The sequence below is a fragment of the Pedobacter terrae genome (genome assembly GCF_900100705.1).
Lineage (GTDB): Bacteria > Bacteroidota > Bacteroidia > Sphingobacteriales > Sphingobacteriaceae > Pedobacter > Pedobacter terrae.
On record NZ_FNCH01000017.1, the window covers coordinates 72,778 to 97,210 of the forward strand.

A 24,433-nucleotide genomic window follows, 5' to 3' on the forward strand; every position below is an offset into this window, starting at 1 on the left:
TTAAATCTTAAAAGATTTTTAAAGAGAAAGAGAACTAGGGACTATTGTTCTTTGGTTTTTTTCTGATGGTTAAATCAGCAATTACCTGGTCTGCATTTACGTATTTAGCAACTTTTATTGGAGCTTGCGTTCCAATTAGGGCTAATTTGGTGTATGATAATAAATAAGGATTACGGTCTTCGTTTAGCTGAACAGAGGTCTTGCCGCACGCATTTACACAAATGTTATGCTCGCTACAGTACTCGTTTAATATCTTTAGTCCCTCAACACGTTCGGCTTTTGCCAAATGTGTTAAGCTAAAAAAGACAAGTGATATGGTAACGAGGTGTTTCATTAATTGCGGCAAAGCTAGTTTTAATCTTTTATAAAAAGAAATTACATAGCTGCAAAAAGCGTACCTCAATCTTTCTGTCTTCTGAATGCAGGGAGAATCTTTAATTCACCGGGTTAGATTCTGAAACAAGTTCAGTATGAGGGATCGCATGCAAAAGATTCTCCTCCATCCTATATCTTCCCTCTTCCATCATTTAAAAACGACTTCCGTAGCCCCATAACCAAACTTTTCTTTTCTGGCATCCATATATGTTTTTACGTGGGGGTTTTTGCTGATCAGTTTATGGATTTTATCTCTTAAAGTACCATTTCCCGAACCGTGAATGAAGACAATTTTATCAAAATGATGTACAACCGCAGCATCCATAGCCGTTTGAAAATGATTAATCTGTATCTGCAGCATTTCATCGGCTTCTAAAAAATGATGATCATCTCTTAGTTTTTCGATGTGCAGATCAATTTCTTTTTGGGGGGCTTCAACTGTTCTCTTTTCCTCTGACGACTTAAAGAAACTTTCCTTTAATTTCTGCGCATCAATGGTTACCGGCACAAGATCATCTAATCGGATCAACCAACCTTTATTTCTCAATTGAGGCAATTCTTTTTGTTCGATACTAAAATCTTTTGCCCTGAACTTTTTATGGATCACCAATGGATCAATAGGTTTTACATCAGCTTTGCTAAATACCAAAACCTGAAAATTAAATTCCGGCCAAAGGTCAAGATCAGCCAAGGAAGCTGAATAAACCAAAATAGAACCGTAAGATTCAATTATTCCATGAAAAGCACCCGCATATTTTCCTTTACGCGCAGTGGTTAGGCTTACCAATAAAATATTTGGAGAATGGTTTTGGAGATGGAAATGCACCACATTACCTGCCTTATCATCGGTAGCAACGGCTATATAAATACCATTTTCGATTTTGTTAACGCTTGGAATATTCACCTGAATGGGTTTAGGCGCATCCAATTCTTCAGCAACTACACCATGACCATGCACAGAGGTTAAATTACTCACCGAAACAGGTATCTCGAAACCATCTTCATCGGTAACACCTAAAGTTTGCGCATCAATAATTTTAGTTACATAACCTTCACGTTTTTCATCAACAAAACGCACAAAATCTCCCAGTTTAAATTTCATAACCCCTAAATCCCCTAAAGGGGACATCTCCATATTATTTATTAAAATTATCTTATTTCCAATTTTAGCCTCTCATTCAACTCCCCTTCAAGGGCTGGGGGCTAATGTCGCGTATCATTCCCGTGGTAAATGCTCAGGTAACTTTCATATCTCGAAACTGCAATTTCACCTTCATTTACGGCTTCAATAACCGCACAGCCTGGTTCATTAATATGCCTGCAATTGTTAAAGCGGCAATTGTGAGAAGTTTTAAAGATTTCTCTAAAAAAATGTCCCAATTCTTCTTTTTCAATGTCGATTACACCAAGTTCCCTGATTCCCGGAGAATCTACAATAAAACCTCCCTGCGGCAGTTCGAACATTTCGGCAAACGTAGTGGTATGTTGTCCTTTATCGCTCCAGTCAGAAACCTCGCCTGTCCTCAAATCCCGGTCAGGCATTAATGCATTGATCAAACTAGATTTCCCTACTCCTGAGTGACCCGATATCAAGGTAATTTTATCAGTAATCAATTCCTGAATTACCGGAATATTAATGCCTTTTAAAGCGGAAACTTCATAACAGGGGTAGCCGATATTTTCATAGATATCTTTAAATTCCTGCAGAATTTCCAAACCTTCTTTGCTAAATAGATCGAGTTTATTAAACGCCAACACAGCTGGTACATCATAGGCTTCTGCAGTAACCAAAAAGCGATCTATAAAACCTAAAGAGGTACGAGGGGAAGCGAGTGTAACCACCAGCATGGCCATATCTAAATTAGCAGCCAAAATTTGCGCCTGTTTACTCAGGTTGATCGATTTGCGGATTATGTAATTTTTACGGGGTAACATTTCGTTGATCAAACCCTGATTACTATCCTTTTCCAGGTCAAATTTCACCTTGTCGCCAACTGCAATCGGGTTGGTGGTTTTAAGTCCTTTAATCCTGAATTTGCCCACAATCCGGCAATCATAGCGTTCACCATTATCGGCCAAAACACTATACCAGCTCCCTGTAGATTTAATAACTAATCCCTGCATATTTGCGGTAAAGGTATGAATATGATTTCATTGGCAGAAGTGGTTGGCCTGGATAAAGTTTGTACATTAATGATGGAGAACAAAAAGGAATACAGACATTTCCGCTATATATTTTCTTATCCATTAAATATCTTACATAAATACAACGCTTTAAAAGGCAAAAAACCTAAATTTGCGACAACAAAAATCAAAAATATAATGAGTTTCAGAATAGAACACGATACCATGGGCGAGGTGCAGGTACCAGCCGACAAATACTGGGGTGCACAAACCGAACGCTCACGCAATAACTTTAAAATCGGCCCGGAGGGTTCGATGCCAAAAGAAATTATCCACGCTTTTGGATACCTGAAAAAAGCGGCTGCGCTTGCCAATACCGAACTTGGTGTATTATCGGCAGAAAAAGCAGATTTAATTGCTAAAGCTTGCGATGAAATTATTGCAGGACAACTGGATGATCAATTTCCTTTGGTAATCTGGCAAACAGGTTCTGGAACACAAAGTAACATGAATGGTAACGAGGTAATTGCAAACCGTGCTCATGTTATTAATGGTGGTTCATTAGCTGACGATAAAAAAGTACTTCACCCAAATGATGATGTAAATAAATCACAATCATCAAACGATACCTATCCAACTGCAATGCACATTGCAGCCTATAAACTTACCGTAGAAAATACCATTCCTGGTTTAGAAAAGCTAAGGAATACCTTAGCACAAAAAGTAGAAGAATTTAGTACGATTGTTAAAACAGGCCGTACGCACTTTATGGATGCAACCCCATTAACTTTAGGGCAGGAATTTTCTGGTTACGTACAACAGATTGATAACAGCATCCGGGCAATTAAAAATGCTTTGGTTATGGTTGCAGAACTGGCTTTAGGTGGTACTGCTGTGGGCACAGGCTTAAATACGCCAAAGGGATACGATGTATTAGTGGCTAAAAAAATTGCAGATTTAACTGGTTTGCCTTTTGTTACCGCTCCAAATAAATTTGAGGCACTTGCTGCACACGATGCCATGGTAGAACTTTCCGGTGCTTTAAAACGTACTGCAGTTGCTTTGATGAAGGTAGCCAACGATGTGCGAATGTTAAGTTCCGGACCTCGTTGCGGTATCGGCGAAATTGTTATTCCAGATAATGAACCAGGATCGTCTATTATGCCAGGAAAAGTTAATCCTACGCAACCAGAGGCTTTAACCATGGTTTGTGCACAGGTAATCGGTAACGATGTTGCCGTTTCAGTAGGTGGTATGAGCGGCCATTTCGAGCTTAACGTATTTAAACCATTAATTGCCGCCAATGTATTACAATCAGCACGTTTAATTGGCGATGCCTGTGTTTCTTTTACAGATAAATGTGCCGAAGGAATCACGGCTAACCTACCTGAAATTGAAAAACACCTTCAAAATTCTTTAATGTTGGTTACGGCCTTGAATCCACATGTAGGTTATGAAAATGCAGCTAAAATTGCAAAGAAAGCCCATAAAGAAAATAAAACCTTAAAAGCTGCTGCTGTAGAGTTGGGCTTATTAACTAATGAGCAGTTTGATGAGTGGGTACGCCCTGAAGACATGGTGGGCAGCTTGAAATAAGTTAATTACATATTCGATCGTCATCCTGAACTTGTTTCAGGATCTTTTCAGTACATAAGCTGCTGAAACAAGTTCAGCATGACGCTCCGACTTTACAATACGGCTAATTAAAAACACAGGTAATATGAATTCAATACTTTCTAATCTTTTAAGCTTGATATCCATCATTCCACCTTGTGTTATATTTGGAACCTGCTGCTTTTTTTTAATAAAAAAATCTTCTGTTGAAGCCATTTTAATGACTATTGGCTCGGGCATTAGCCTGCTTGTTAACCTATTTTTTAGGTTTCTGCCATTATTAATGTCCGCGCAACATTTAACTGCTATAGAAGTTTCAAAGTACTATTCTTTCAGTAGCATTATTGGCTTTGTAGCTGGGATTTGTTTCGCTGCAGGATTTTTAATTTTGGTTATTAATACCGTTAAAAAGAATAAGGTCATCTCCGATCAGTTCCCAAAAAGCACAGATTACAACCATGAATAAACCGCAGTTAGGATTAAAGCTTTTTCCTATTTTCCTTTTAACATTATCCATATTACAGCTGGCCTGTAGTCCGAGGCCTAATGTACAGGGTAAAGGTGAAGATTTTATGCAAGGGGTTTGGAATGAAGATTCTGTTGCTTTTAGTCATAAATTGAGCAATTATACACAACACCATTTTAAGTTTACCTGCGATTCGGTTTATATCGATATGGTTACCCATAGCAAAGTAAATTTTTACGAGGACTCTTGTTATAACAATGGTATTTGGAAAGAATATGCCAAGGGCGTATATGCAGTAAAAGGTGATACGTTATTTATAGGTGCAACCTTTACACACGCCAATTATAAACAAAAAATATCGGGTTGTTACCGCATCGGCCGATATGAAAAAAACTTCCTGATCAATAAAAAATCTGCAGACACCTTGATTTTAGAAAGTTTAAACGATCAGCGCGAAATTAAACTAACACTTAAAGAAAAAATAACCTGCGTACCAAAAGAATTATAAAAATGATTTTAACATCAATTAAACAGAGATTAACCATCGCTTTAACAGTGGCTTTTTTAGCCTATTTCCCTATTCATGCAAACGCATGGGGTACCATCGGCCATCGTGTTGTTGGCGAAATTGCCGATAGTTATTTAAAAGCGAAGACACGCAAGGCCATTCAAAGTATTTTAGGCTACGAAACTTTGGCCATGTCGGCCAATTGGGGCGATTTTATTAAATCGGATTCCACTTACAACTATATGTACAACTGGCATTTTGTTAATCTTCCGGCAGGATTAGATAAAAATGGTGTATATCAATTTTTGGAAACTGATAAAAAACCAAATCTTTACAACAAAATTCCTGAGCTGATTGCTATTTTAAAGAAAACAAGCAGCACGGCTTCAGAAAAGAAACTGGCTTTACGCATGTTGGTCCACCTGGCCGGAGATTTATGCCAGCCTATGCATGTTGCGCGTAAGGAAGACCTGGGTGGTAACCGCGTTTCGGTATTATGGTTCAATGAGAAATCGAATATCCACAGGGTTTGGGATGAACAGTTGATCGAGTATCAACAGTTGAGTTATACAGAATACGCGAAGGCCATTAACCACCCTTCCGCTATGCAGTTATATAATTGGCAAAATACGAGCCTAAGAGATTGCGTTTATGAATCGTACGGCATCTGCAATAAAATTTACGAAACTACTAAACCAGATACCAAATTGAGCTACCGCTATAATTTTGACTGGGTTGACACCCTTAACGAGCAGTTATTAAAAGGTGGTGTGCGTTTAGCTAAAATGTTAAACGATATCTACGGATAAGCCTTTTTGTTAAATATCAGATGCCCCAATGCTTTCAAGCTTGGGGTATTTTTTTGGTCAGTCTAGCACATCAACTATAAAACTCGTTTAATAGATATAAACCAAAACCAATTATAAACCATGAAAAAGTTAATTCTTATTTTAACTGTTTGTTTAGCTTTAGGCTGCAAAAAAGACCTCGACAAAACATTAACAAAAAAAGACTGGCGCATCGAATCGGTTACGGTTAGCCCAGCAATGACTATTGGCAAAAAAACAAGTACCGACTATATAGAACTGATGGGACCAAGCAGTTGTGTAAGTAATTCCATGATCTCTTTTTCTAAAGATGGCACATACACTTCAGGATCCAACGGAGCGCTTTGCGATTTGAAACCTGATACAAGTATTAAAACCTGGAGAAGAGATGGTGATCAGATTTTTTTATCTTATGCGCCACAATCGCCATTAATATTAAGTGGAGATAAACTTACCCAGACCACTTCTACCCCACCACAAGGAGGAATTATTTATACCTTTGTTTTTGTATATAAATCCAAATAATATTGAAAATTTTAATGGTCTGCCTGGGTAATATCTGCCGGTCACCTCTGGCTGAAGGCATTATGCGCCATCTGGCAGATGAACAAAACTTAAACTGGGAAATTGCTTCGGCGGGAACGGGCAACTGGCATATTGGTCAGGCACCGGACCACAGGAGTGTTGCTGCAGCCAAAGCATTGGGTTACGATATCAGCAAACAACGGGCGCAGCAGTTTAACGCTTCGATGTTTGACTATTATGACCTGATTTTGGTTATGGACAAGAACAATTGGGCTGACGTTAAAAACCTGGCCAAAACAGCTGAGGATCGTAAAAAGGTTAAACTTTTTCTTGATAACGGCGAAGTTACAGACCCATATTGGGATAATAGCCTGTTTAGCCCAGTTTGTAAGCAGGTTGAGGAAAGATGTATGGAAATTATCAAACAACTTTCTTAAATTTAAAGCTTATAACCTATCATACTAACCAAGTCAAAGAAAAAATGAAAAAATACCTGTCCTTATGTTTATTAGTTGCCGCAGTAATTTTATTGCAAAGCTATACCACGGCAAAGAAACCGGCAAAAATTTTAGTCTTCTCCAAAACAAAGGGTTTTAGGCACAACTCCATCGAAACTGGAAAAGAAGTGATCCAGAAATTAGGCACTGAACATCATTTTGAAGTGGATACAACAGAAAATGCTGATGTTTTTACTGAAGACAACCTAAAAAAATATGCTACTGTTATTTTCCTGAATACTACAGGCGATGTATTGGACGATAAACAACAGGTGGCTTTCGAGAGATACATCCAGGCTGGCGGAGGTTACGTGGGTATCCATGCAGCAACAGATACAGAGTACGACTGGCCTTGGTATGGCAAATTGGCCGGTGCTTATTTTATAAGTCATCCAGCTGTTCAGGAGGCTAGGTTTATCGTTAAAGATAAAAAACACCCTGCTACAAAATTCCTTACCGATTCAGTATGGATGAGAAAAGATGAACTGTATAACTTTAAGAATATTAACCCAGACATTAAAGTGCTGATTAATTTAGACGAGAAATCATATACTGGTGGTAAAAATGGCGATTTCCATCCTTTTGCCTGGTACCACGATTTTGATGGCGGAAGAGCTTTTTATACCTGTATGGGACATACCAAAGAAGGCTGGGCTGACGATAAATTTCAAAAACATTTATGGGGAGGTATTGAATACGCCATAGGTGGGCAAAAGAAACTGGACTACAGTAAAGCCCATTCAAAGTTCTAAATAATAGTTGGGCTTGTTGAAATTAACCGGCAAGCTCAACTTATCCATTAGCTGAATAGCACAATATTTAAGTGTTATTTTTTTTCAGGTTAACCAAATAAATATAATTCAGCATACAAAATGAGGCTATAGCACCGAAGGTATGCCACAAGAAGTGTGTTCCGATACTCAATATATCCCACTTATCTGCGATACGGAAAGTTAAGGCAAATACGAAGGCAATCAGGGCAAAGCCAACCCATTTGCCATTTTTCCAGTCTGTTTTGATCAAATAGCCGAATACCGGAAATAAAACCAGCGCAGCCATAAAAGCATAATTGATATTGATAAAAATCTGAAAATCGCCATTGCTGAAAAGCCTTCTTACGTAAAACTGAAAAAAGGCGTATACCGCTACAATTAAAACGGCAAAGTACCATCTGGTGAGCTTGGAAAGAAAGTAGACACCAGCCGAAAGGCACAAAAGCATAATTGGCATCCAATCCATCATAATAAAGATTGGCCAGCGCCTAAGCCCGTGGTAAGTAGTGCCACCTATCCCACCAATATAAAGCAGAACCAATGCAATACTTAAGAAGGTATGCTGTTTAAAGTTACCCCACAGTTTAAATGTCCAGTATACCGCTATAGCCAGAAAGAAACAACTTGTTAGGGTGTTAAAAGGCTCCGGAAATAACTGGTTTAGATTAGTTTCTGCATATACGGTACCGCCGTCAGGAGGATTTTGGTTAAAAGCACTCATGTTTAATTAACGTCTACTGTAATTAAATGTTTTGACTGATTGATGTAACACTCAAGATGTAAAATAATTTCGCTTTCACATGTTTTAACAGGTTAAATATTGGTTAACACTTACCATCAGCAATGTTAATTATTTGTACTTTAGTTGAATCTAAGCTATAAGTATATGAAATCCGTATTGATCCTTTTTTTACTTCTTTCTACAGCTATTTTTGCCCAAACCCCTCCTCAACCTTATGGTGCATTACCATCAAAACGGCAGCTGGCCTGGCATGATGTTGAAGTTTATGGCATCATGCACTTTACACCAACTACCTTTGAAAATAAAGAGTGGGGCTTTGGTGATGCTGATCCAAAGATATTTAACCCAACGGACTTTAATGCCGACCAGATTATTAAAGCGGCTAAAGCAGGTGGCTTGAAAGGGATTGTTTTGGTTGCCAAACACCATGATGGTTTTGCTTTGTGGCCAACTAACACTACAACATATAATATCAGTAAAAGCCCGTTTAGAGGAGGAAAAGGAAATTTAGTTAAAGAAGTAGAACAGGCCGTGCGTAAAAACGGATTAAAGTTTGGGGTTTATTGCTCGCCATGGGACAGAAATAATCCACTTTATGGTACCGATAAATATCTGGCCATTTATCAGGCACAATTAAAAGAACTTTACAGTAATTTTGGTGAACTTTTTATGAGCTGGCATGACGGCGCTAACGGTGGCGATGGTTATTATGGTGGCGCAAAAGAAAAACGCTCTATAGATAACACCACTTATTACGATTGGAAGAATACCTGGGCCATCACGCGCAAAATGCAACCAATGGCAAATATTTTTAGCGACATTGGTTTAGATATCCGCTGGGTAGGTAATGAAGACGGACATGCTGCACAAACCTCTTGGGCAACTTTTACCCCGATGGCTCCTGATGGCAAAAGTGTAGCAGTACCGGGACAGGCAAACTACCCGCAAAGCCCAGAAGGCATTAGAAATGGGAAATTCTGGATGCCGGCAGAATGCGATGTTCCGCTTAGAAAAGGATGGTTCTATCACCCTAACGACAAGCCAAAAGGTCCGGAAGAATTGTTTGATCTGTATTTAAAAAGCGTTGGCCGTGGTGCAGGTTTAGACCTGGGTTTAGCACCCGATACCCGTGGTCAACTTCATGATGACGATGTTACCGCACTGAAAACTTTTGGCGACATGGTTAAACATACTTTCGAGCATAACCTGGCCAAAAATGCATCGGTTAAAGCAAGCAATAGCAGAGGTAAGAAGTATGACGTTGCTATGCTTCTTGATGGCAAGAGAGAGAGTTATTGGGCTACACAAGACGATATGCACCAGGCAAGTTTAGAACTTGACTTGAAAACTGCTAAAACCTTCGACATTATCAGCTTACAGGAGTACATTCCTTTAGGTCAGCGAATAGAAGCCTACACCATTGAAATATTTGAAAATAATGCCTGGAAAAAGGTTTATGATGGCACAAGCATTGGCGCAAAACGTTTGATTAAATTAGATACCCCTGTAACAACCAACAAAATAAAAATAAACATCACCAGATCACCTGTTTGTATTACACTTAGTGAAATTGGGCTGTACAAAAAAGCTGGATAAGCAAACTTAATCTGGTTTGTAAAGAATTTCGAAAACCTGTGCCAATGCATTAGAAGTCTGTTTGCTGTAGCGATAAGTGCTATCGGCGTTAATATCCCTATACATCAGCATTACAGCCCTATGGGATGCTTTACTCAGTTTCACTTTTTCAGCGCGTTCTTTAGCATCTTCAGGCCTCAAAGTTAGGGCCTGCATTTGCTTGATGATTCCCAGGTTTCTTTCCATAGGCCTAATACCATCTTCTTTAATGGAAGCGAGTTTAACATCTTTAGGCAAAGAAATTTTTAAATTCATAATGCTGTTGAGTGACTCCAGATTAGTATTAAAAGTATATCTTAGTTTTCGATATTCCTCTGTCGCGTATTTCGGACTAAAATGAAGTACTCCACTAAAAAAAATTAAAAATAAAAGTACTGATACTGCATATCTCGCCCAGTTTTTAATTTCGAAAGTTTTATCCCATCTATAGTTAAGCAAATAGGCAAAGATAAATCCTGAAACAAAACCACCAACATGCGCCGCGTTATCTACCCTTTTGCCAAATGCCCCGTTTATAAGCACCAATAATGATACGATAAGCGTACTCACCAGCAAAGCCCGTGTTGCTTTGCGCTCGAAAGATTTATTAATCAGTAAAGCAATAAAAGCACCATATAAGCCCATAATTGCACCCGAGGCGCCCATCATTACGCCTTCCTGATGAAAAATCAAACTTACCAGACCACCACAAATACCGCTCATTAAATAAATAAAAAGGAATTTTTTCCAGCCCAGTTTATTTTCGATCATCAAGCCGAGGTAAACTAGTGCATACATATTAAAAAACAGGTGTGAAACCGATCCATGTATAAATTGATAGGTAATTAAGCGCCAATATTGCCCTCCGAGAACCAGATTGCGTTGATTAACCCCAAAGTTTAACGAAAATAATTTTATTTCTGAAAGGTAATCTTCTTGAGAAGCATTCCCGGTTTTTGACGAAAGATAGGCAATGAACACAATCGATAAAATGATAATTGCGATGAAATATAGCGTATTAAGTAGGACAAGAATTGGCGTTGCCGTATATCCCTTTTGCGGAAAAAACAAGAATAATACGTTTTTGATTTTATTCTTTGTAGCCAAAGGTGCTTTTTCAAAATAATGATCGTCCTGTGTTTCGATAAGCCGACGGAATTTAAACAGATTCTCTTCCCAAACATCTTTCAGGTGGAATTCTACATATTCAAATTCGTGAAAAAACTTCTCCAGATTGAGCTCATTCTTACCATAATCGTTAAAGAGCATCTGGATCCCAACACATTCACTTTTTACCACCGCAAAATTTCCGTGGATACGGATTGATATCTCTTCACTATACGACTGGAAGGATATTGGGGTATAAGCGATCAACCCGGTTTCGGAAACGTGACTTAAGGCCCAACCAAGATTTTCGATGGCCTGTTTGGCAACAATTAAATATTTATCTGCCGGAAATTCGGCCAAAGGAATATACTTTTCTATTTTAGGCGAGTAACCCCAACTGATTAACATAGCGCGTTAGATTTTTTTCGCTACTAAGATAATATAAGGTGATAGATTTTTGCTTTCGAATGGGATAATCTTTGTAAATACTTTTCCAGTCAGCCAAACCGCTTTTTTAAACAGACGAACGCCTGCTGATTTTTGATCTTCGTTCTCGAGCCAAACGCTAAACCGACCAAAATAACCTGATTTTACTTCTTTAAGTCCAGCTTGTTCGCAAATTAATTTTAACATGGCTGGATCCATGCTATCAATATTGTGTTTATCGTAATTTTCTCTATCGAAATTCTTTTGGAACCAACCATTAACTGCCTTAAAATTTGGCAGCGTAATAAATAAAGTACCACCTGGTTTTACAAAAGCAATGTGTCGGTTGATAATATCGGCTGTATCGTTAAAATGTTCAATTAAACCGCAGCTTAATACAAGATCGTATTGCTTTTCGGGCGTATAATTGAAAAGATCGGTTTCGATGATGTGGATATCCTTTTCGGTTAAACTGTTTTTCGCCAAAAGTTCATGCACAACAGGTGGGTGTACAAAATAGTCTAAAAGTGTAACATCAAGCTGAAAATATTTTTTGAGGAATACTGCATAGTAACCGGGGAAACCACCTAATTCGATAGCGGTTTTGACTTTATCTTTATGAATAACATCGGCTAGTTGTTTGTGAAATAAATAGTTAGCAGGTAACTGAACGGCCAGTCCTTTTTTACTTTCCCAATAATTTACCCAAAAAGCCCTGTCGGTTAATAAATTTGCCATGTTTTAAATAATTCCAGGTTCAAAGAAACGGAAAAAATGGGTAATTGTTTAAAAATTGAATGGCTTATATTGCTGGATTGTTAGATTGCTTTATTGCTAATTCAACCCAGCTTAAATATTTTATTGTCGGTTGCCAGCAATATAACAATCCGACAATAAAACAATCTTTTAAGACTAACCCTATTTTAGGTCTTTCAAAATCTCCGCTACTGCTTTTTCGAGTTGAGGATCTTTATTTGCCAGGCGGTCTTCAAAAGTATTTTTAACGAAGATATCTGGTTTAACACCTTCCTTTTCAATGTTCTTACCATCCATAGTATAACAACCCCACGATGGTAAACGGTAAGAAGAACCATCTACCAAACTTTTAGCCGACGTAAAAATAATCCAACGGTAGGTTTCTGTGCCTATAATCTTACCCAGTTTTAATTGCTTAAAACCTGCAGCTGTCATTTCAGCATCACTTAAAGATTGCTCGTTAATGAGCAATACGATAGGCTTCGCCGCCGGACCAAAATTACTTTGTGGAGCCATTTTACCTCCGCGGTATTTCCATTTCAGGTAAGGACGCTGTGAAAGGAATTTCAGCACATCATCATGTACGTTCCCACCGGTATTATAACGTAGATCCAGAATAATGGCCTCCTTGTTTTCTTCTTGTGCAACCATGTCCAAAAGAAAAGTTTCCAACTCGCTGCCACCCATATTTTTCATGTAAGAATAGGCAATGCGGTTGTTGCTCCACTTGTCTACATTTTTGTGGTTTTGGCTAATCCATTCATCATAAAGATTCCCGCGCAATGTACCTGAACTTTCGGGATGTATATTAACATAAACATCCTTGCCATTGCGTTTAAAGGTTAATGTCATTTCCCGATCTAATGATGGCTTACTGAAATAATAATCGCGGTCTATTTTCTCATCTACTTTAACCCCGTTTACTTCTGTTAAGATATCGCCGGCTAAAATATTGTTTCCAGTACGGGCAGCATTACTTTTAGCGGCAATACGTTCTACCTTTAAAGGATTTTCATTATCGAAGATGATTCCTGTTTCATTGGTAATGTAATTCAGATTTTTGCGTTCCTCTGCCCCTGCACTATTAAAGCCCATATGAGAGGAATTCAATTCGCCCAACATATCATTTAATAAAATCCTTAGGTCACTACGGTTATTTACATAAGGCAAATATGCGGCATAACGTGTTCTCATTTTATCCCAATCTACGCCATGAAATTTTTCATCGTAAAAATTTTCATCTAAACCTACCCAGGTTTCATAAAACATCTGGTTAAACTCGGCATTTAGGTTTCTGGTAAATTTATAACCATGATCTACCCGATCGAGTTTATTACCTTCTAAGCTATACTTATTGATTGCACCTTTCGATAAAACGAAAAATTTATCCCCTGCCGAAATAATGGAGTAATCGCCACCATCGGCAACTTTTTCCGTTTTATTGGCTTCAAAGGGTTCGATAGTAGTACGATACAGGCTCGGAGCACCGCCTTCGTGATTAGATGAATAAAAAACATAAGTTTTATCGCCCTTGGCATAAACATCTGTTCCGTACTGGCCGCCAAACGAAGGACCAACCAATTCTATTCTATCCAGTAGGTCTTCAGTATTAATAGTAATGACACTGGCAGGCTTAGGTGTAGGTTTAACTTCAGTTTTCTTCTTAGCTGTATCGGTTTTGGCCTTTTTATCATTTTTATTTTCGGGTACAGGCCTAACATCCGTTGGTGCCGGCTTGCTTTCTTTAAACAGATCATCGAATTTATCAGCACGATAAGGCTCATCGTAGTTATTTAAAGCCATGCGGTAAATGTGTGCATTTTGCATCCCTGTCGGATAAGACGGCTTGGTACGGGCACTGGTGAAAAAAATATACTTGCCATCTGGAGACCACGCCGGACTGGTTTCGCTAACGCCCGTGTTGGTTAAGTTAATGGTTTTATTGTTTTTGATGTGATGCACCATAATATCTTGTTCAAAATTCCGATAAACGGTAAACAGTACATATTCGTCATTTGGCGAAAAACTTGGTGTTGCGTTCTGTATCGCCCAAAATTCGTCAGTTACCAAAGTTTTGGCATCAAAAGTTTTTAGGTCCATCAGTTTAAGCTCATTTCTGCCGCTTAAATACACGGCCATGGTTTTACTTTTGTTCAAAGTGATATCGCGGACGTTTGCTTTATCTTTTGTAAGCTGTTTTACGGTACCCTTTCCATCACCTGTAATCGTAAACCAGTTTTGGTAACCGTTAGTGGTTTGACTGAACAGAATAGTTTTATTATCAGCCAGCCATTTACATTCCAGGGCACGATCGCCACTGTTCGTAATTTGCCGGATAAACTTTCCATCTGCATCGCTCACAAACACCTCACCACGCGAACTAAAGGCCATTTTTTTCCCATCTGTTGAAACATCAAATGCAGAAATATTTCCACGCACATCATACTCCTGTTCTTTGCTTAATACCTGATTGCGCGAGGTACTAATATTGATTTTCTCCGTTTTCTTCGAAGCTACGTCATAAGTGTACAATTGATAATCTTTCTCAAATACAACCGTAGTTCCATCGGCCGAAACGAACGGACGTTTAATAGAAGTATCGAAATTGGTTAAACCAGTTTTTTTACCATTGATAAAAGTATAAAGGTTGTATTCATCGTTGCTTTCATCAGATACAAAAAAGATATTGCCTTTTTGATCAACACTCGTCCAGAAATCTTTCCCGATATAATCGGTATAACGTTTATAGCTTTTTGTTTTTGGATTGTATGATTGGATATCAGGGTTATAGGCCCCTTTATAATGTTTACGGTTGGCAAAGCGCATACTTTCCCAGGTATCGTTAAAAAACAATTCTCCGGTTGGCGATTCTGCAATATGGTGCGTGGTATTAAAATAATTATTAAATAAACGCACCGCTGTACCTCCGTTTACATTTACTTTATAACTCGAAAAAGAATTATAACGGCCCGAGGTAAAATAAATAGTTTTAGAATCCCAGCTCCAGTTATCTACTTCATCACTGGCATCGTTAAATGTTAACTGTTTAATATCACCACCAGCTAAAGGCATTACATAAATATCATAATTACCAAACTGGTTAGATGAAAAAGCCATCCACTTCCCGTCAGGCGATATTTTAGGGTTAATTTCTTCACCTTGCATAGCCGTAATGCGCGATGCTACGCCACCTTTTACCGGAACTTTCCAAATATCGCCATCGTAGCTAAATACTATTGTTTGTGCATCAGGCGTTAAAGCTGGATATGCAGCAAAATAAGTTTGATTTTGGGCAAATGAATGTACCGGCCATAAAAAAGCCAGTGCCACAAGTGATTTTATTAAAGACTTGATCATAATTAAGTTAGTTTGGCTCCGGAAAGGCAGTTTTTTCTCACAAAAACAGCTTAACCTTAAGAACGATAAAATTTATGGATGAAATTACGCAACAGATTTTATATTCGTAAACAATAAAATGTATTTTTGATTGATTTGAAAGTAGTACATCTAAATACCTATGACGGGAATGGCGGAGCAGGGAGAGCCTGTTTGCGCTTAAGCGATGCTTTAAAGGCTAGTGGAATCGATTCAAAAGTATTGGTTTATTATAAATTTGGTCAAAACCCTGAAATAGACACTTTCAGCAAGTCACCTTTACAGAAGGCTAAAGCCATCTATAACATCTTGTCAGAGAGATATTTCGCCAAGTGGTTAAGCAAATCAGTAAAAACACCTTTCAGTTTGCAATGGTTCGGCCGGTCGGTTATCAACCATCCTGACGTTAAAAATGCAGATATTATTCATTTACATTGGGTAAACCATGGTTTTCTCAATCCTAAGTTCCTGGCGCAGCTAGATGAGCTGGAAAAACCAATTGTATGGACTTTTCATGATAGCAATGCTTTTACCGGTGGCTGCCATGTACGTTATGGCTGTGAACATTTTCACCAGCAATGTGGCAATTGCCCCATCCTGAAAATTAGTGATAAAAACGATATTTCGCACAAAACCTGGGTGCGCAAACAAAAAGCTTATACGGAATTGAATTTCCATATTGTAGCACCAAGCCGATGGATGGCTGCTTCGATAAAATTTAGCAGTTTGTTGGGCACAAGGAAAACTACCATTATTCCGAATACGATCGAAACAAAGATTTTTAAGCCTTATGTTAAATCGGAAGCTAAGAAAGTCCTGAAAATTCATCCAGATAAATTTGTATTGATGAGCGGGTTTATGCCCTCAAAAAACGACAAACATAAAGGAACCCCCTATTTAATTGAAGCTTTGGAAATCCTTTCGCGCAGGAGTGGAATTCAAAATGATAACATTGAATTGGTTATTTTTGGCAATAAAGAGAATGCAGAAATGCCAGAATTTCCTTTCAAAACCACATTCCTGGGCACCATTAATAAAGATGATCATTTAGCAAAGTGTTATTCTGCCGCTGATGCATTTATTACGCCTTCGTTAGAGGACAACCTGCCCAATACGGTGATGGAAAGTTTATCATGTGCCACACCTGTTATTGCTTTTACCACTGGCGGGATCCCGGATATGGTTAAGCATATGCAAAACGGCTACCTGGCCGAATATCAAAATGCGAAAGATTTAGCAAACGGTATTGAATGGTTATATCACCGCCCTAATAAAGAAGAAATCCAAAAAGCAGCAAGATTAAGTATTTTAACCGATTTTTCGGAAGAAGTTATTGCTGCAGAACACATCCATCTTTACGAAACCTTAATTGATTTACAGCCGAAATAATGCTATATTTTAATTAAAATTTGGTCAATCTTTATTAAATTTATACCGACTGAAACTGTTAAATGGAAAACATTGCAAACTATACCGAAAGTATTAAAGCATTAAAATCGGCTATTTTATCAAGCAGGTATAAAGCAGCTACTTTTGTAAACAAAGAGCTTTTGTTGCTATATTTTACGGTAGGTAAATTCATTTCCGAAAAGATAAAAAAGGAAAAATGGGGTGCAAAAGTTATTGATAATCTTTCTTCGGATTTGCAGGCAGAATTACCTGGTTTAAGAGGCTTTTCAGCAACAGGAATTAAAAGGATGAGATTTTTTTTTGAATCCTGGGAAGAACATATTTATATTAAACCGTCAGTAACAGAGCAGCTATCTGTCATCTATACTGACGAAATCACAATTAGTCCAACAGTGTTGGACCAAATACAACTTATTGACGTAGAGGACATTGAATTTAGTCCAACAGTGTTGGACCAAATAGGACGTTATTTTTTCAAGTTAAGTTTTTCGCATCATATTGAACTCATTCTCGCTACGGAAACGCTAGCTGAAAAGATATATTATATTCAGAAAACAGCTACAGAATTTTGGAGTTTAACAACTTTAAAACATCACCTCAAAAATAAGTTGTATAGCAACTCTGGCAGTTTACAAAATAATTTTTCGAAAACAATTTCTAATGAAGAATTAAGGGACAAAGCGTTGCAGTCTTTTAAAGATGAATACCTGCTGGATTTTATTAATCTGGAAGACGCTGATGAGCAAGATGAACGGGTTTTAGAAAGTGGAATCGTAAACAACATTAAGAAGTTTTTAATGTCATTAGGGACTGATTTTGCCTTTATTAGTAACCAGTACCGATTGATTGTTGAAGATGAAGAATACTTTATAGATCTTTTATTTTTTAACCGCCGTTTACAATGTTTGGTGGTTTTCGAACTAAAAACAGGAAAATTCAAACCCGAGTATCTGGGCAAAATGAATTTCTATCTATCCGCTCTTGATGAATATGTTAAACAGCCACACGAACAACCTTCAATAGGAATAATACTTTGCAAAGAAAAGAAAAACAAAATTGTAGAGTTTTCATTTCGTGATTTCAATAAAGCGATGGGTGTTTCTACCTACAAAACCAGCACAACATTACCAAAAGCATTTAAAGGTTTAATCCCCGATGCCGAAACCTTTAAAAAATTAATGGACTAACCATGCCCAAATTAACTGTTATCACCATTGTGTACAATAACGTTCGCGATATTGAACGTACGATAAAATCTGTTTTAAATCAGACTCATCAAAACGTTGAATATATCGTAATTGATGGCGCCTCATCTGATGGGACGCTGCAAATAGTGGAACAATATAAAAATCAAATTTCGAAAATTGTATCAGAACCCGACAAAGGTATTTATGATGCTATGAATAAAGGTTTGGCATTGGCAACAGGCGATTATATTTTATTTATGAACTCTGGGGATGAGATTTATGACAACCATACGGTAGAAGATGTATTTGCAACTGCTCCAGGTGCCGATATTTATTACGGCGAAACCGAAATGTATAATGATAACTGGGAAAATTTAGGCCGCAGAAGGCACGAAGCGCCAGATGAGTTCGACTGGACAAGTTTTAAATATGGCATGAACATTAGCCATCAGGCCATTTATATCCGCCGTAGCATCATCACCCCTTACGATTTAACATATAAGTACAGTGCCGATATCGACTGGATTATCAAAGCCGCAAAAAAAGCCTCAAATATCGTAAACGTACACCGTTATGTAGCCAAATACCTCGTTGGTGGCATGAGCAAGAAAAAACACCGCGAAAGCTTAAAAGAAAGATTTGAAATCTTCACCAAATATTATGGTTTGATCCCCAATATTTTCAATCATATTGTTATCGCTGGCAATTTAGCCTTATACTTTATTAAACACCGCAGAACCAATGACTAACCCTTCTTTTGAGATCGTCATGCTGAACTTATTTTGAACACATCTAATTGATTACTAATTATATATACATTTTAAAAATCAATAATTATTACTAAAAAAAGATGCTGAAACAAGTTCAGCATAACGAGTGGACTAGGTTACGGCATTCCCTAATCTTAAATTTCTAAAAACAATAATTTTTCCCAACTGTCTTTTAATATATCACCTATTAAAAATTAAAAGATTATGGGACAATTAAGTAACCGCACCATTGCTGTACTTTCAGAAAGCGGATTTGAAGAAGTAGAATTAACCGAACCAGTTAAAAGGTTAAAAGAAGAGGGCGCAACCGTTCACATCATCTCCTCAAAAGGCGGAAAAATAAAAGCTTGGAACCAAGACCATTGGTCGATAGAAGTTGATGTAGATAAAACCATTTCAGAAGCAAATGCTGAGGATTACAACGGATTACTTTTACCAGGCGGTGTAATTAATCCGGATCAGTTACGTGTGAATGAGGATGCATTAGCTTTTGTAAAATCTTTCTTTGCCGATGGGAAACCAGTTGCAGCCATTTGCCATGGTCCGCAAACTTTGATTAATGCAGATGTAGTACAAGGCAGAAAATTAACTTCAGTAAAAAATATTTCAAAAGATTTAATTAATGCTGGAGCCATCTGGTCTGATGAAGAAGTGGTAGTAGACCAAGGTTTGGTTACGAGCCGTACTCCTGAAGATTTACCAGCTTTTAACGATAAAATTGTAGAGGAATTTGCTGAAGGGGTGCATGAAGGGCAACACGCCTAAAAACTTTGGACGCTCTTTCTAGATTCACTCAAAAACGGTCGGCAAATTGTCGGCCGTTTTTATTTTAACCTGTTCTTTTAAGCCGTCAGATGTTACCATCTGACAGATAATTTATTTATTCTCATTGTAGGATGATAACATCCAACACCCCTTAAAGCTTAACCTGCCTGATAATATTTTTAATATTCAGTTCAATAATATCGGTCATGGTTTTGCACCGCAGATAATTTGAATCTTTAAAATAATCACTCATGCCCTGTTTAAGCAAAGCGATATTTTCTGGCGTGGTGAGTTCTTCTTTGTTCGAAACGTCGCGGAGATCAGTTAATCGATGACGCTCACTCCTCACCCGGTGTACAATAGACGAGCGCTCTTCCTGCTGATATTGCAATACAGTTTTCTCTGTCAATTGCTCCATACTCATTTTTACATAAGGCAAATTCTCTTTAAAAAACTGAGGTAGGTAGACCTTTAAATTGCCTTCATAAAACTGTTGATCAAAATCTATCGCCCGGATGCGAAACTGAATATCATCAAAATCGGGTGTAATCTGAACCACAAAATTGTACGCACGCATATCGCCCAAAAGCATAATCAAACAACGCTCATTAAACTTTACAAACTCTTTTGCTATACGGGTAGGATTAAATTCGGGTGTATACAACTGTCCTTTTGTAAAAACATCACCCGGAATCCCGGCAATGTGTTCTTCTACCAAGGTATTGCCATCTACCAGGTAATTTACCTGATTTGGAGAAAGTATTTCCTCCATTTCGAGGCCATAAATACGCGAAGCATCAGCCTTTTTAATATAGAAGTAATCATATACATCATTTAAACGGTTCACAATTCGGATACGGAAAGGATGGGTATTGCCGAAGGTACAATACTCTATTTTATCGATATACTTATGCTCAACGATACGCAGGTTACCTGAGGCTTTAAGATTGGCATAAATTTCCTTTAAACCATCATGCAATCTTTCTATTAAATCCTGGGCATATATTGGCCCCTCCCAAAGCGAATCTTTACCAAACTTATCCATTAAAGGAAAAGCCTCGTTAAACTGCATCAGATCGTTATAACCAATGGGCAATTTCGCTTCACGCTGGTAAGTACGCAAATATTTCTGCAAAGCAGGCGTAACCGGAAAAATCGGCTTCTTTTTCGAAATTTTTACGTCGTTGTTTTCCATGCAGAGGCAATGTACAGTTTTAAAAACTTAACCACAAAGAACATGCTCCTATCTTTTTTTACCGCAAAGGCCACAAAGTTTTACGCAAAGGAATGCAAAGTGAAATTTCTTAGCGCACTTGGCGTAAACATAGCGTTCTTTGCGGTTAAGACTTCGGATAACTAAACGGCAATCCAGCGAGATACCTGCTGATTTTCCGGTAAGGATAATTCCCTGCGCCGTGATCGGCAAACTGCACAATGATGGTATTTGTTTTTGGATCAACATATAACCTTTGGCCAAGCATACCTTCTGCCGCATAATCGCCATGATCTCCTTCTTGCGGGATCCACCAGAGATAATGATGTGCCGATTTTTGCCAGCCTTTTGCGGATGCAGGCTTTTCCGTGCCGATATGGGTGGATTGATTTACCCAGCTTTCCGGAACGACTTGCTTTCCATTGTACTTACCTTGATTTAAATATAACCGGCCGATTTTTGCAAAATCAATGGCTGTCACCTGAAAACGGCTTGCGGTGTTTGTAAGGCCATTAACTTGGTCCAGGCCCCAGGTGGCGTGATATTCCGTACCTATCTGCTTCCACACATTCGCTTCGAAATACTGAGCTACAGATTTTCCGGCGGCTTTTTTTAAAACCCAGCCCAATAAAATCGGATCAATGCTTTTGTATACCCAAACCGTTCCTGGCTTATTTACCAGTTTAACTTTCATCAGTTGCGCTTTCATATCATTGGTATAATAATATTTAGCCTCATCAGAAAAAAATGCTTTTATTACTCCGCCGAACGCATCCTGAAACTCAAGTCCCGATTTCATATCCAGGAGGTTTTTTAAAGTAATTTGGGCAAAGGCAGGGTTCGATTTTAATTCAGGAATATACTTTGTCAATTTATCATCTAAGCTTTTAATGCTACGGTCTGCCAACGCCTGACCAACTACAATAGAAATCATGGTTTTAGCACCCGAAAATATACTGGTCAAGGTACTATCACTATAACCCTTATTATATCGCTCATATAAAACACTATCATTCCTGATCACGATAAAAACATTTATTTGTCCATTTTTTAAATAGTCTTTTAAGGGAATGGATCGGTTATTTTCATCTAATACATGTAAGGTATCTAAGTCGTTTCGTTGTTTTACTGATCTTATAAAATGAAAAACCGAATCACTCTTATTCGAAACTTCCTGTGGAAAAATTTTATAGGTTTCGGCATTCGGTGTTCTGTATTTTAACACATTCAACAAATATGGTTTCCAAAGGAATAAGGCCAGCAACGATAAAAAAAACGAATAAATCAGGATTAATAGTATCTTTTTGAAGGTTCTCATGGGTAGGCGTTGTAATAGCAAATATAAAATATTTAAGAAATTATACCTGCTTTCGCTTATCCCTTTCAAACAAGTAGTTAATGTTGAGGTTTATACTTCCATCGTTTATGGCTCCAAAGCCAATATTCAGGCTGTGCATTGATAATTTCTTCCAAGAAGCGGGTATGCATTTCAGTAATTTCATACGTAACGGTTTCAGCCGGTTTTAAACAAAGCGGCACACAATCCACTTCATAAAAACCGCGTCTTAGCACTTTCACTTTGAGATAAAATATAGGCCGATTGGTACGCTTGGCTATTTTTTCAATCCCTAACTGTATAGAACTGGGCTGGTGCATAAAATTAGTCCAATAATGCGATTCGTCTTTAGCGGGTGCCTGGTCATTACCGAAACTAAACATGCTTGGCTTACCTTTACTAACCTGCAACGCACGCATAGTTTGCCGCATGGCAACTAATTTATTACCAAATTTACTTCGTACTTTTTTAAACCAATGATCAAATGTTGGATTGCTTAAGGGTTTGTAAATGGGGTAATGATCTGCAGAGAAGTTAAGTCCTAAACCCAAAGTACCCCACTCCCAGTTGCCATAATGTGCTGAACAGAATAATATACTTTGACCCTGGTCTAAGTATTCCTGCACACGCGCTTTGTTTTTAAAAACAAAACGTCTTTCGATTTCCTGTTTGGAAATACTACTCATTTTAACAACTTCAAAAATCAGCGAGGCCAGATAACGGTAAAATCGCTTTTCGATAACTAAAATCTCTTGTAATGCCCTATCGGGAAGCGCATTTAACAGATTCTCCCTCACCACTTTCCTACGGTACCGAAATACAAAATACAGTAACAGATATGTTCCATCAGCCAATATGTACAATATAGATAGTGGAAGCAGGGATAATACGCTTAAAAGAAATATTCCCAAACGGGAAATCCACGTTATAATCACATTCGGAATTAGTTGAAATGCTAATTTAAACAGCAGGTTATAAAATTATGCCACGAAAATGTTAGATTTAATAATTCTGTAATGATCTGGTTAAGCCGGTTCATCTATCAAATTATAATCTTTTTCAACAATAGCTGAAACCTTTGGTTCTGGTTTATATTTCCACCTCCTATGGCTCCATAACCAGTAAGCAGGTGCTTCTTTAATCATATCCTCTAAAAAACGGGTATGCATTTCGGTAATTTCAAACTCGGCTGTTTCGGATGGATTTAAACAGATCGGAACACAGTCAACTTCATAATATCCTCTTTTCAAATAATTGATTTTAAGATAAAAAACCGGACGGTTGGTTTTCCTCGCAATTTTTTCCACCCCTAACTGTATAGAAGATTCCTGATTTAAAAAAGTTGTCCAATAATTCGATTCATCTTTTGAAGGTGCCTGATCGCTGCCAAAGGTAAACATGGTTGGCTGATGTTTATTGGCCTGTATGGCCCTTAAAGTTTGACGCATCGATACCATATGATTGCCGAATTTGCTTCTCATCGTTAGAAACCAGTTATCGAAAGTTTCGCTGCTTAAAGGTTTATAAATTGGAAAATGTGCGCCCGAAAAGTTTAAACCAATAGCCATACACACCCATTCATAATTACCATAATGTGATGAGCAGAAAAGCACGCTTTCATTATTTTTTAGATAGGCTTCTACAAGATCAGTATTTTTAAATTTTACCCGCTTGTTTAATTCTTTTTGAGAAATGCTTTTCATTTTGATCACTTCGATAAAAAGTGAAGCCAAAAATTTGTAGAACCGTTTTTCTATGGTATCAATTTCACCGGAGGCTTTTTCCGGAAAAGCGTTGAGCAAGTTTTCTTTAACCACTTTTCTTCGGTAACCGAAAACATAAAAGATTATGACATAAAAAGCATCTGCCAACCTGTACAATACAAATAGTGGCAATTGAGAGAGCATATTCAATAAAAATATACCCCCCTTAGATAATCCTTTATTAATCACGATTAGGGACAATTAGTTTATTTGATAAAGCACAAAATTAAAAGTACTCCGAAATCTGATTGCCATCCGAT

The 24,433-nt window shown here is 37.9% G+C and carries 23 protein-coding genes; 11 read left to right on the forward strand and 12 right to left on the reverse strand.

Translation table 11 applies throughout. The features are described from left to right. Nucleotides 1-34: 34 nt before the first annotated feature. The 3 genes from BLR60_RS18720 to rsgA form a co-directional block, all read right to left on the reverse strand. Nucleotides 35-334 carry a hypothetical protein gene (locus BLR60_RS18720; RefSeq protein ID WP_090502610.1) on the reverse strand — a complete coding sequence of 100 codons (300 nt, stop codon included), beginning with the start codon at nucleotides 332-334 and terminating at the stop codon, nucleotides 35-37. A gap of 189 nt (nucleotides 335-523) precedes the next feature. Beyond that, a complete protein-coding gene (locus BLR60_RS18725) occupies nucleotides 524-1,477 on the reverse strand; it encodes a Smr/MutS family protein (protein ID WP_090502687.1) in 954 nt (317 codons plus the stop codon). Nucleotides 1,478-1,578: 101 nt separating this feature from the next. Then, nucleotides 1,579-2,499 (reverse strand): ribosome small subunit-dependent GTPase A, encoded by a 921-nt coding sequence (rsgA, locus tag BLR60_RS18730; protein ID WP_090502612.1) that lies wholly within the window; start codon nucleotides 2,497-2,499, stop codon nucleotides 1,579-1,581. Nucleotides 2,500-2,697: 198 nt separating this feature from the next. Between rsgA and fumC the strand changes: the two genes are divergently transcribed. Then, on the forward strand, nucleotides 2,698-4,095 hold the full coding sequence (gene fumC / locus BLR60_RS18735; RefSeq protein WP_057931668.1) for a class II fumarate hydratase: 1,398 nt from the start codon (nucleotides 2,698-2,700) through the stop codon (nucleotides 4,093-4,095). A gap of 36 nt (nucleotides 4,096-4,131) precedes the next feature. On the opposite strand, the gene BLR60_RS18740 is transcribed toward fumC, so the two are convergent. Continuing rightward, on the reverse strand, nucleotides 4,132-4,329 hold the full coding sequence (locus tag BLR60_RS18740) for a hypothetical protein (protein WP_090502614.1): 198 nt from the start codon (nucleotides 4,327-4,329) through the stop codon (nucleotides 4,132-4,134). Nucleotides 4,330-4,571: 242 nt separating this feature from the next. Between BLR60_RS18740 and BLR60_RS18750 the strand changes: the two genes are divergently transcribed. The 5 genes from BLR60_RS18750 to BLR60_RS18770 all read left to right on the forward strand — a co-directional run bounded on the left by BLR60_RS18750 (nucleotide 4,572) and on the right by BLR60_RS18770 (nucleotide 7,688). Next, nucleotides 4,572-5,087 (forward strand): fumarate hydratase, encoded by a 516-nt coding sequence (locus BLR60_RS18750; protein WP_090502618.1) that lies wholly within the window; start codon nucleotides 4,572-4,574, stop codon nucleotides 5,085-5,087. 2 nt (nucleotides 5,088-5,089) lie between these two features. Then, entirely contained in the window at nucleotides 5,090-5,896 is an 807-nt protein-coding gene (locus BLR60_RS18755; protein ID WP_090502620.1) for a S1/P1 nuclease, read from the forward strand. Nucleotides 5,897-6,016: 120 nt separating this feature from the next. Beyond that, nucleotides 6,017-6,439: a hypothetical protein gene (locus BLR60_RS18760; RefSeq protein ID WP_090502622.1), complete on the forward strand. Its 423-nt coding sequence runs from the start codon at nucleotides 6,017-6,019 to the stop codon at nucleotides 6,437-6,439. Between the two features lie 2 nt (nucleotides 6,440-6,441). Further along, nucleotides 6,442-6,876 carry a low molecular weight protein-tyrosine-phosphatase gene (locus BLR60_RS18765; RefSeq protein WP_090502624.1) on the forward strand — a complete coding sequence of 145 codons (435 nt, stop codon included), beginning with the start codon at nucleotides 6,442-6,444 and terminating at the stop codon, nucleotides 6,874-6,876. Between the two features lie 44 nt (nucleotides 6,877-6,920). Continuing rightward, nucleotides 6,921-7,688 (forward strand): ThuA domain-containing protein, encoded by a 768-nt coding sequence (locus tag BLR60_RS18770; protein ID WP_090502688.1) that lies wholly within the window; start codon nucleotides 6,921-6,923, stop codon nucleotides 7,686-7,688. A 67-nt stretch (nucleotides 7,689-7,755) separates the two neighbouring features. Here BLR60_RS18770 and BLR60_RS18775 read toward each other — a convergent pair whose 3' ends face one another. Continuing rightward, complete coding sequence (locus tag BLR60_RS18775; protein ID WP_090502626.1) at nucleotides 7,756-8,430, reverse strand: hypothetical protein; 675 nt, start codon at nucleotides 8,428-8,430, stop codon at nucleotides 7,756-7,758. A gap of 165 nt (nucleotides 8,431-8,595) precedes the next feature. On the opposite strand from BLR60_RS18775, the gene BLR60_RS18780 reads away from it, so the two are divergent. Further along, nucleotides 8,596-10,047 carry an alpha-L-fucosidase gene (locus BLR60_RS18780; RefSeq protein ID WP_090502628.1) on the forward strand — a complete coding sequence of 484 codons (1,452 nt, stop codon included), beginning with the start codon at nucleotides 8,596-8,598 and terminating at the stop codon, nucleotides 10,045-10,047. Nucleotides 10,048-10,053: 6 nt separating this feature from the next. Here the strand turns inward: BLR60_RS18780 and BLR60_RS18785 are convergent, their stop codons facing one another. The 3 genes from BLR60_RS18785 to BLR60_RS18795 form a co-directional block, all read right to left on the reverse strand. Continuing rightward, nucleotides 10,054-11,580, reverse strand: coding sequence for a rhomboid family intramembrane serine protease (locus tag BLR60_RS18785; RefSeq protein ID WP_090502630.1), 1,527 nt, complete (start codon nucleotides 11,578-11,580; stop codon nucleotides 10,054-10,056). A 6-nt stretch (nucleotides 11,581-11,586) separates the two neighbouring features. Then, a complete protein-coding gene (locus tag BLR60_RS18790; RefSeq protein WP_090502632.1) occupies nucleotides 11,587-12,336 on the reverse strand; it encodes a class I SAM-dependent methyltransferase in 750 nt (249 codons plus the stop codon). Nucleotides 12,337-12,516: 180 nt separating this feature from the next. Then, nucleotides 12,517-15,711: a S41 family peptidase gene (locus BLR60_RS18795; protein ID WP_090502634.1), complete on the reverse strand. Its 3,195-nt coding sequence runs from the start codon at nucleotides 15,709-15,711 to the stop codon at nucleotides 12,517-12,519. Nucleotides 15,712-15,837: 126 nt separating this feature from the next. On the opposite strand from BLR60_RS18795, the gene BLR60_RS18800 reads away from it, so the two are divergent. The 4 genes from BLR60_RS18800 to BLR60_RS18815 all read left to right on the forward strand — a co-directional run bounded on the left by BLR60_RS18800 (nucleotide 15,838) and on the right by BLR60_RS18815 (nucleotide 19,861). After that, nucleotides 15,838-17,118, forward strand: a complete 1,281-nt coding sequence (locus BLR60_RS18800) for a glycosyltransferase (protein ID WP_090502636.1) — start codon at nucleotides 15,838-15,840, stop codon at nucleotides 17,116-17,118. A 62-nt stretch (nucleotides 17,119-17,180) separates the two neighbouring features. After that, nucleotides 17,181-18,326, forward strand: a complete 1,146-nt coding sequence (locus BLR60_RS18805; protein WP_090502638.1) for a PDDEXK nuclease domain-containing protein — start codon at nucleotides 17,181-17,183, stop codon at nucleotides 18,324-18,326. 2 nt (nucleotides 18,327-18,328) lie between these two features. Further along, entirely contained in the window at nucleotides 18,329-19,075 is a 747-nt protein-coding gene (locus tag BLR60_RS18810; RefSeq protein WP_090502640.1) for a glycosyltransferase family 2 protein, read from the forward strand. Between the two features lie 225 nt (nucleotides 19,076-19,300). Beyond that, on the forward strand, nucleotides 19,301-19,861 hold the full coding sequence (locus BLR60_RS18815; RefSeq protein ID WP_090502641.1) for a type 1 glutamine amidotransferase domain-containing protein: 561 nt from the start codon (nucleotides 19,301-19,303) through the stop codon (nucleotides 19,859-19,861). 151 nt (nucleotides 19,862-20,012) lie between these two features. On the opposite strand, the gene BLR60_RS18820 is transcribed toward BLR60_RS18815, so the two are convergent. The 4 genes from BLR60_RS18820 to BLR60_RS18835 all read right to left on the reverse strand — a co-directional run bounded on the left by BLR60_RS18820 (nucleotide 20,013) and on the right by BLR60_RS18835 (nucleotide 24,362). Then, nucleotides 20,013-21,056: a hypothetical protein gene (locus BLR60_RS18820; RefSeq protein ID WP_090502643.1), complete on the reverse strand. Its 1,044-nt coding sequence runs from the start codon at nucleotides 21,054-21,056 to the stop codon at nucleotides 20,013-20,015. A 145-nt stretch (nucleotides 21,057-21,201) separates the two neighbouring features. Then, entirely contained in the window at nucleotides 21,202-22,392 is a 1,191-nt protein-coding gene (locus BLR60_RS18825; protein WP_090502645.1) for a serine hydrolase domain-containing protein, read from the reverse strand. A gap of 77 nt (nucleotides 22,393-22,469) precedes the next feature. After that, complete coding sequence (locus BLR60_RS18830) at nucleotides 22,470-23,345, reverse strand: lysophospholipid acyltransferase family protein (protein ID WP_090502647.1); 876 nt, start codon at nucleotides 23,343-23,345, stop codon at nucleotides 22,470-22,472. 90 nt (nucleotides 23,346-23,435) lie between these two features. After that, nucleotides 23,436-24,362 (reverse strand): lysophospholipid acyltransferase family protein, encoded by a 927-nt coding sequence (locus tag BLR60_RS18835; protein ID WP_090502649.1) that lies wholly within the window; start codon nucleotides 24,360-24,362, stop codon nucleotides 23,436-23,438. Between the last annotated feature and the right edge of the window lie 71 nt (nucleotides 24,363-24,433).

Bases quoted from the DNA above. Each gene is read 5' to 3' on its own strand.
- BLR60_RS18820 (WP_090502643.1), bottom strand. From the start codon at position 21,056: ATGGAAAACAACGACGTAAAAATTTCGAAAAAGAAGCCGATTTTTCCG.
- BLR60_RS18795 (WP_090502634.1), bottom strand. From the start codon at position 15,711: ATGATCAAGTCTTTAATAAAATCACTTGTGGCACTGGCTTTTTTATGG.
- BLR60_RS18775 (WP_090502626.1), bottom strand. From the start codon at position 8,430: ATGAGTGCTTTTAACCAAAATCCTCCTGACGGCGGTACCGTATATGCA.
- BLR60_RS18785 (WP_090502630.1), bottom strand. From the start codon at position 11,580: ATGTTAATCAGTTGGGGTTACTCGCCTAAAATAGAAAAGTATATTCCT.
- BLR60_RS18815 (WP_090502641.1), top strand. From the start codon at position 19,301: ATGGGACAATTAAGTAACCGCACCATTGCTGTACTTTCAGAAAGCGGA.
- BLR60_RS18780 (WP_090502628.1), top strand. From the start codon at position 8,596: ATGAAATCCGTATTGATCCTTTTTTTACTTCTTTCTACAGCTATTTTT.
- BLR60_RS18770 (WP_090502688.1), top strand. From the start codon at position 6,921: ATGAAAAAATACCTGTCCTTATGTTTATTAGTTGCCGCAGTAATTTTA.
- rsgA (WP_090502612.1), bottom strand. From the start codon at position 2,499: ATGCAGGGATTAGTTATTAAATCTACAGGGAGCTGGTATAGTGTTTTG.
- BLR60_RS18805 (WP_090502638.1), top strand. From the start codon at position 17,181: ATGGAAAACATTGCAAACTATACCGAAAGTATTAAAGCATTAAAATCG.
- BLR60_RS18755 (WP_090502620.1), top strand. From the start codon at position 5,090: ATGATTTTAACATCAATTAAACAGAGATTAACCATCGCTTTAACAGTG.
- BLR60_RS18790 (WP_090502632.1), bottom strand. From the start codon at position 12,336: ATGGCAAATTTATTAACCGACAGGGCTTTTTGGGTAAATTATTGGGAA.
- BLR60_RS18825 (WP_090502645.1), bottom strand. From the start codon at position 22,392: ATGAGAACCTTCAAAAAGATACTATTAATCCTGATTTATTCGTTTTTT.
- fumC (WP_057931668.1), top strand. From the start codon at position 2,698: ATGAGTTTCAGAATAGAACACGATACCATGGGCGAGGTGCAGGTACCA.
- BLR60_RS18810 (WP_090502640.1), top strand. From the start codon at position 18,329: ATGCCCAAATTAACTGTTATCACCATTGTGTACAATAACGTTCGCGAT.
- BLR60_RS18740 (WP_090502614.1), bottom strand. From the start codon at position 4,329: ATGGCTTCAACAGAAGATTTTTTTATTAAAAAAAAGCAGCAGGTTCCA.
- BLR60_RS18750 (WP_090502618.1), top strand. From the start codon at position 4,572: ATGAATAAACCGCAGTTAGGATTAAAGCTTTTTCCTATTTTCCTTTTA.
- BLR60_RS18760 (WP_090502622.1), top strand. From the start codon at position 6,017: ATGAAAAAGTTAATTCTTATTTTAACTGTTTGTTTAGCTTTAGGCTGC.
- BLR60_RS18725 (WP_090502687.1), bottom strand. From the start codon at position 1,477: ATGAAATTTAAACTGGGAGATTTTGTGCGTTTTGTTGATGAAAAACGT.
- BLR60_RS18720 (WP_090502610.1), bottom strand. From the start codon at position 334: ATGAAACACCTCGTTACCATATCACTTGTCTTTTTTAGCTTAACACAT.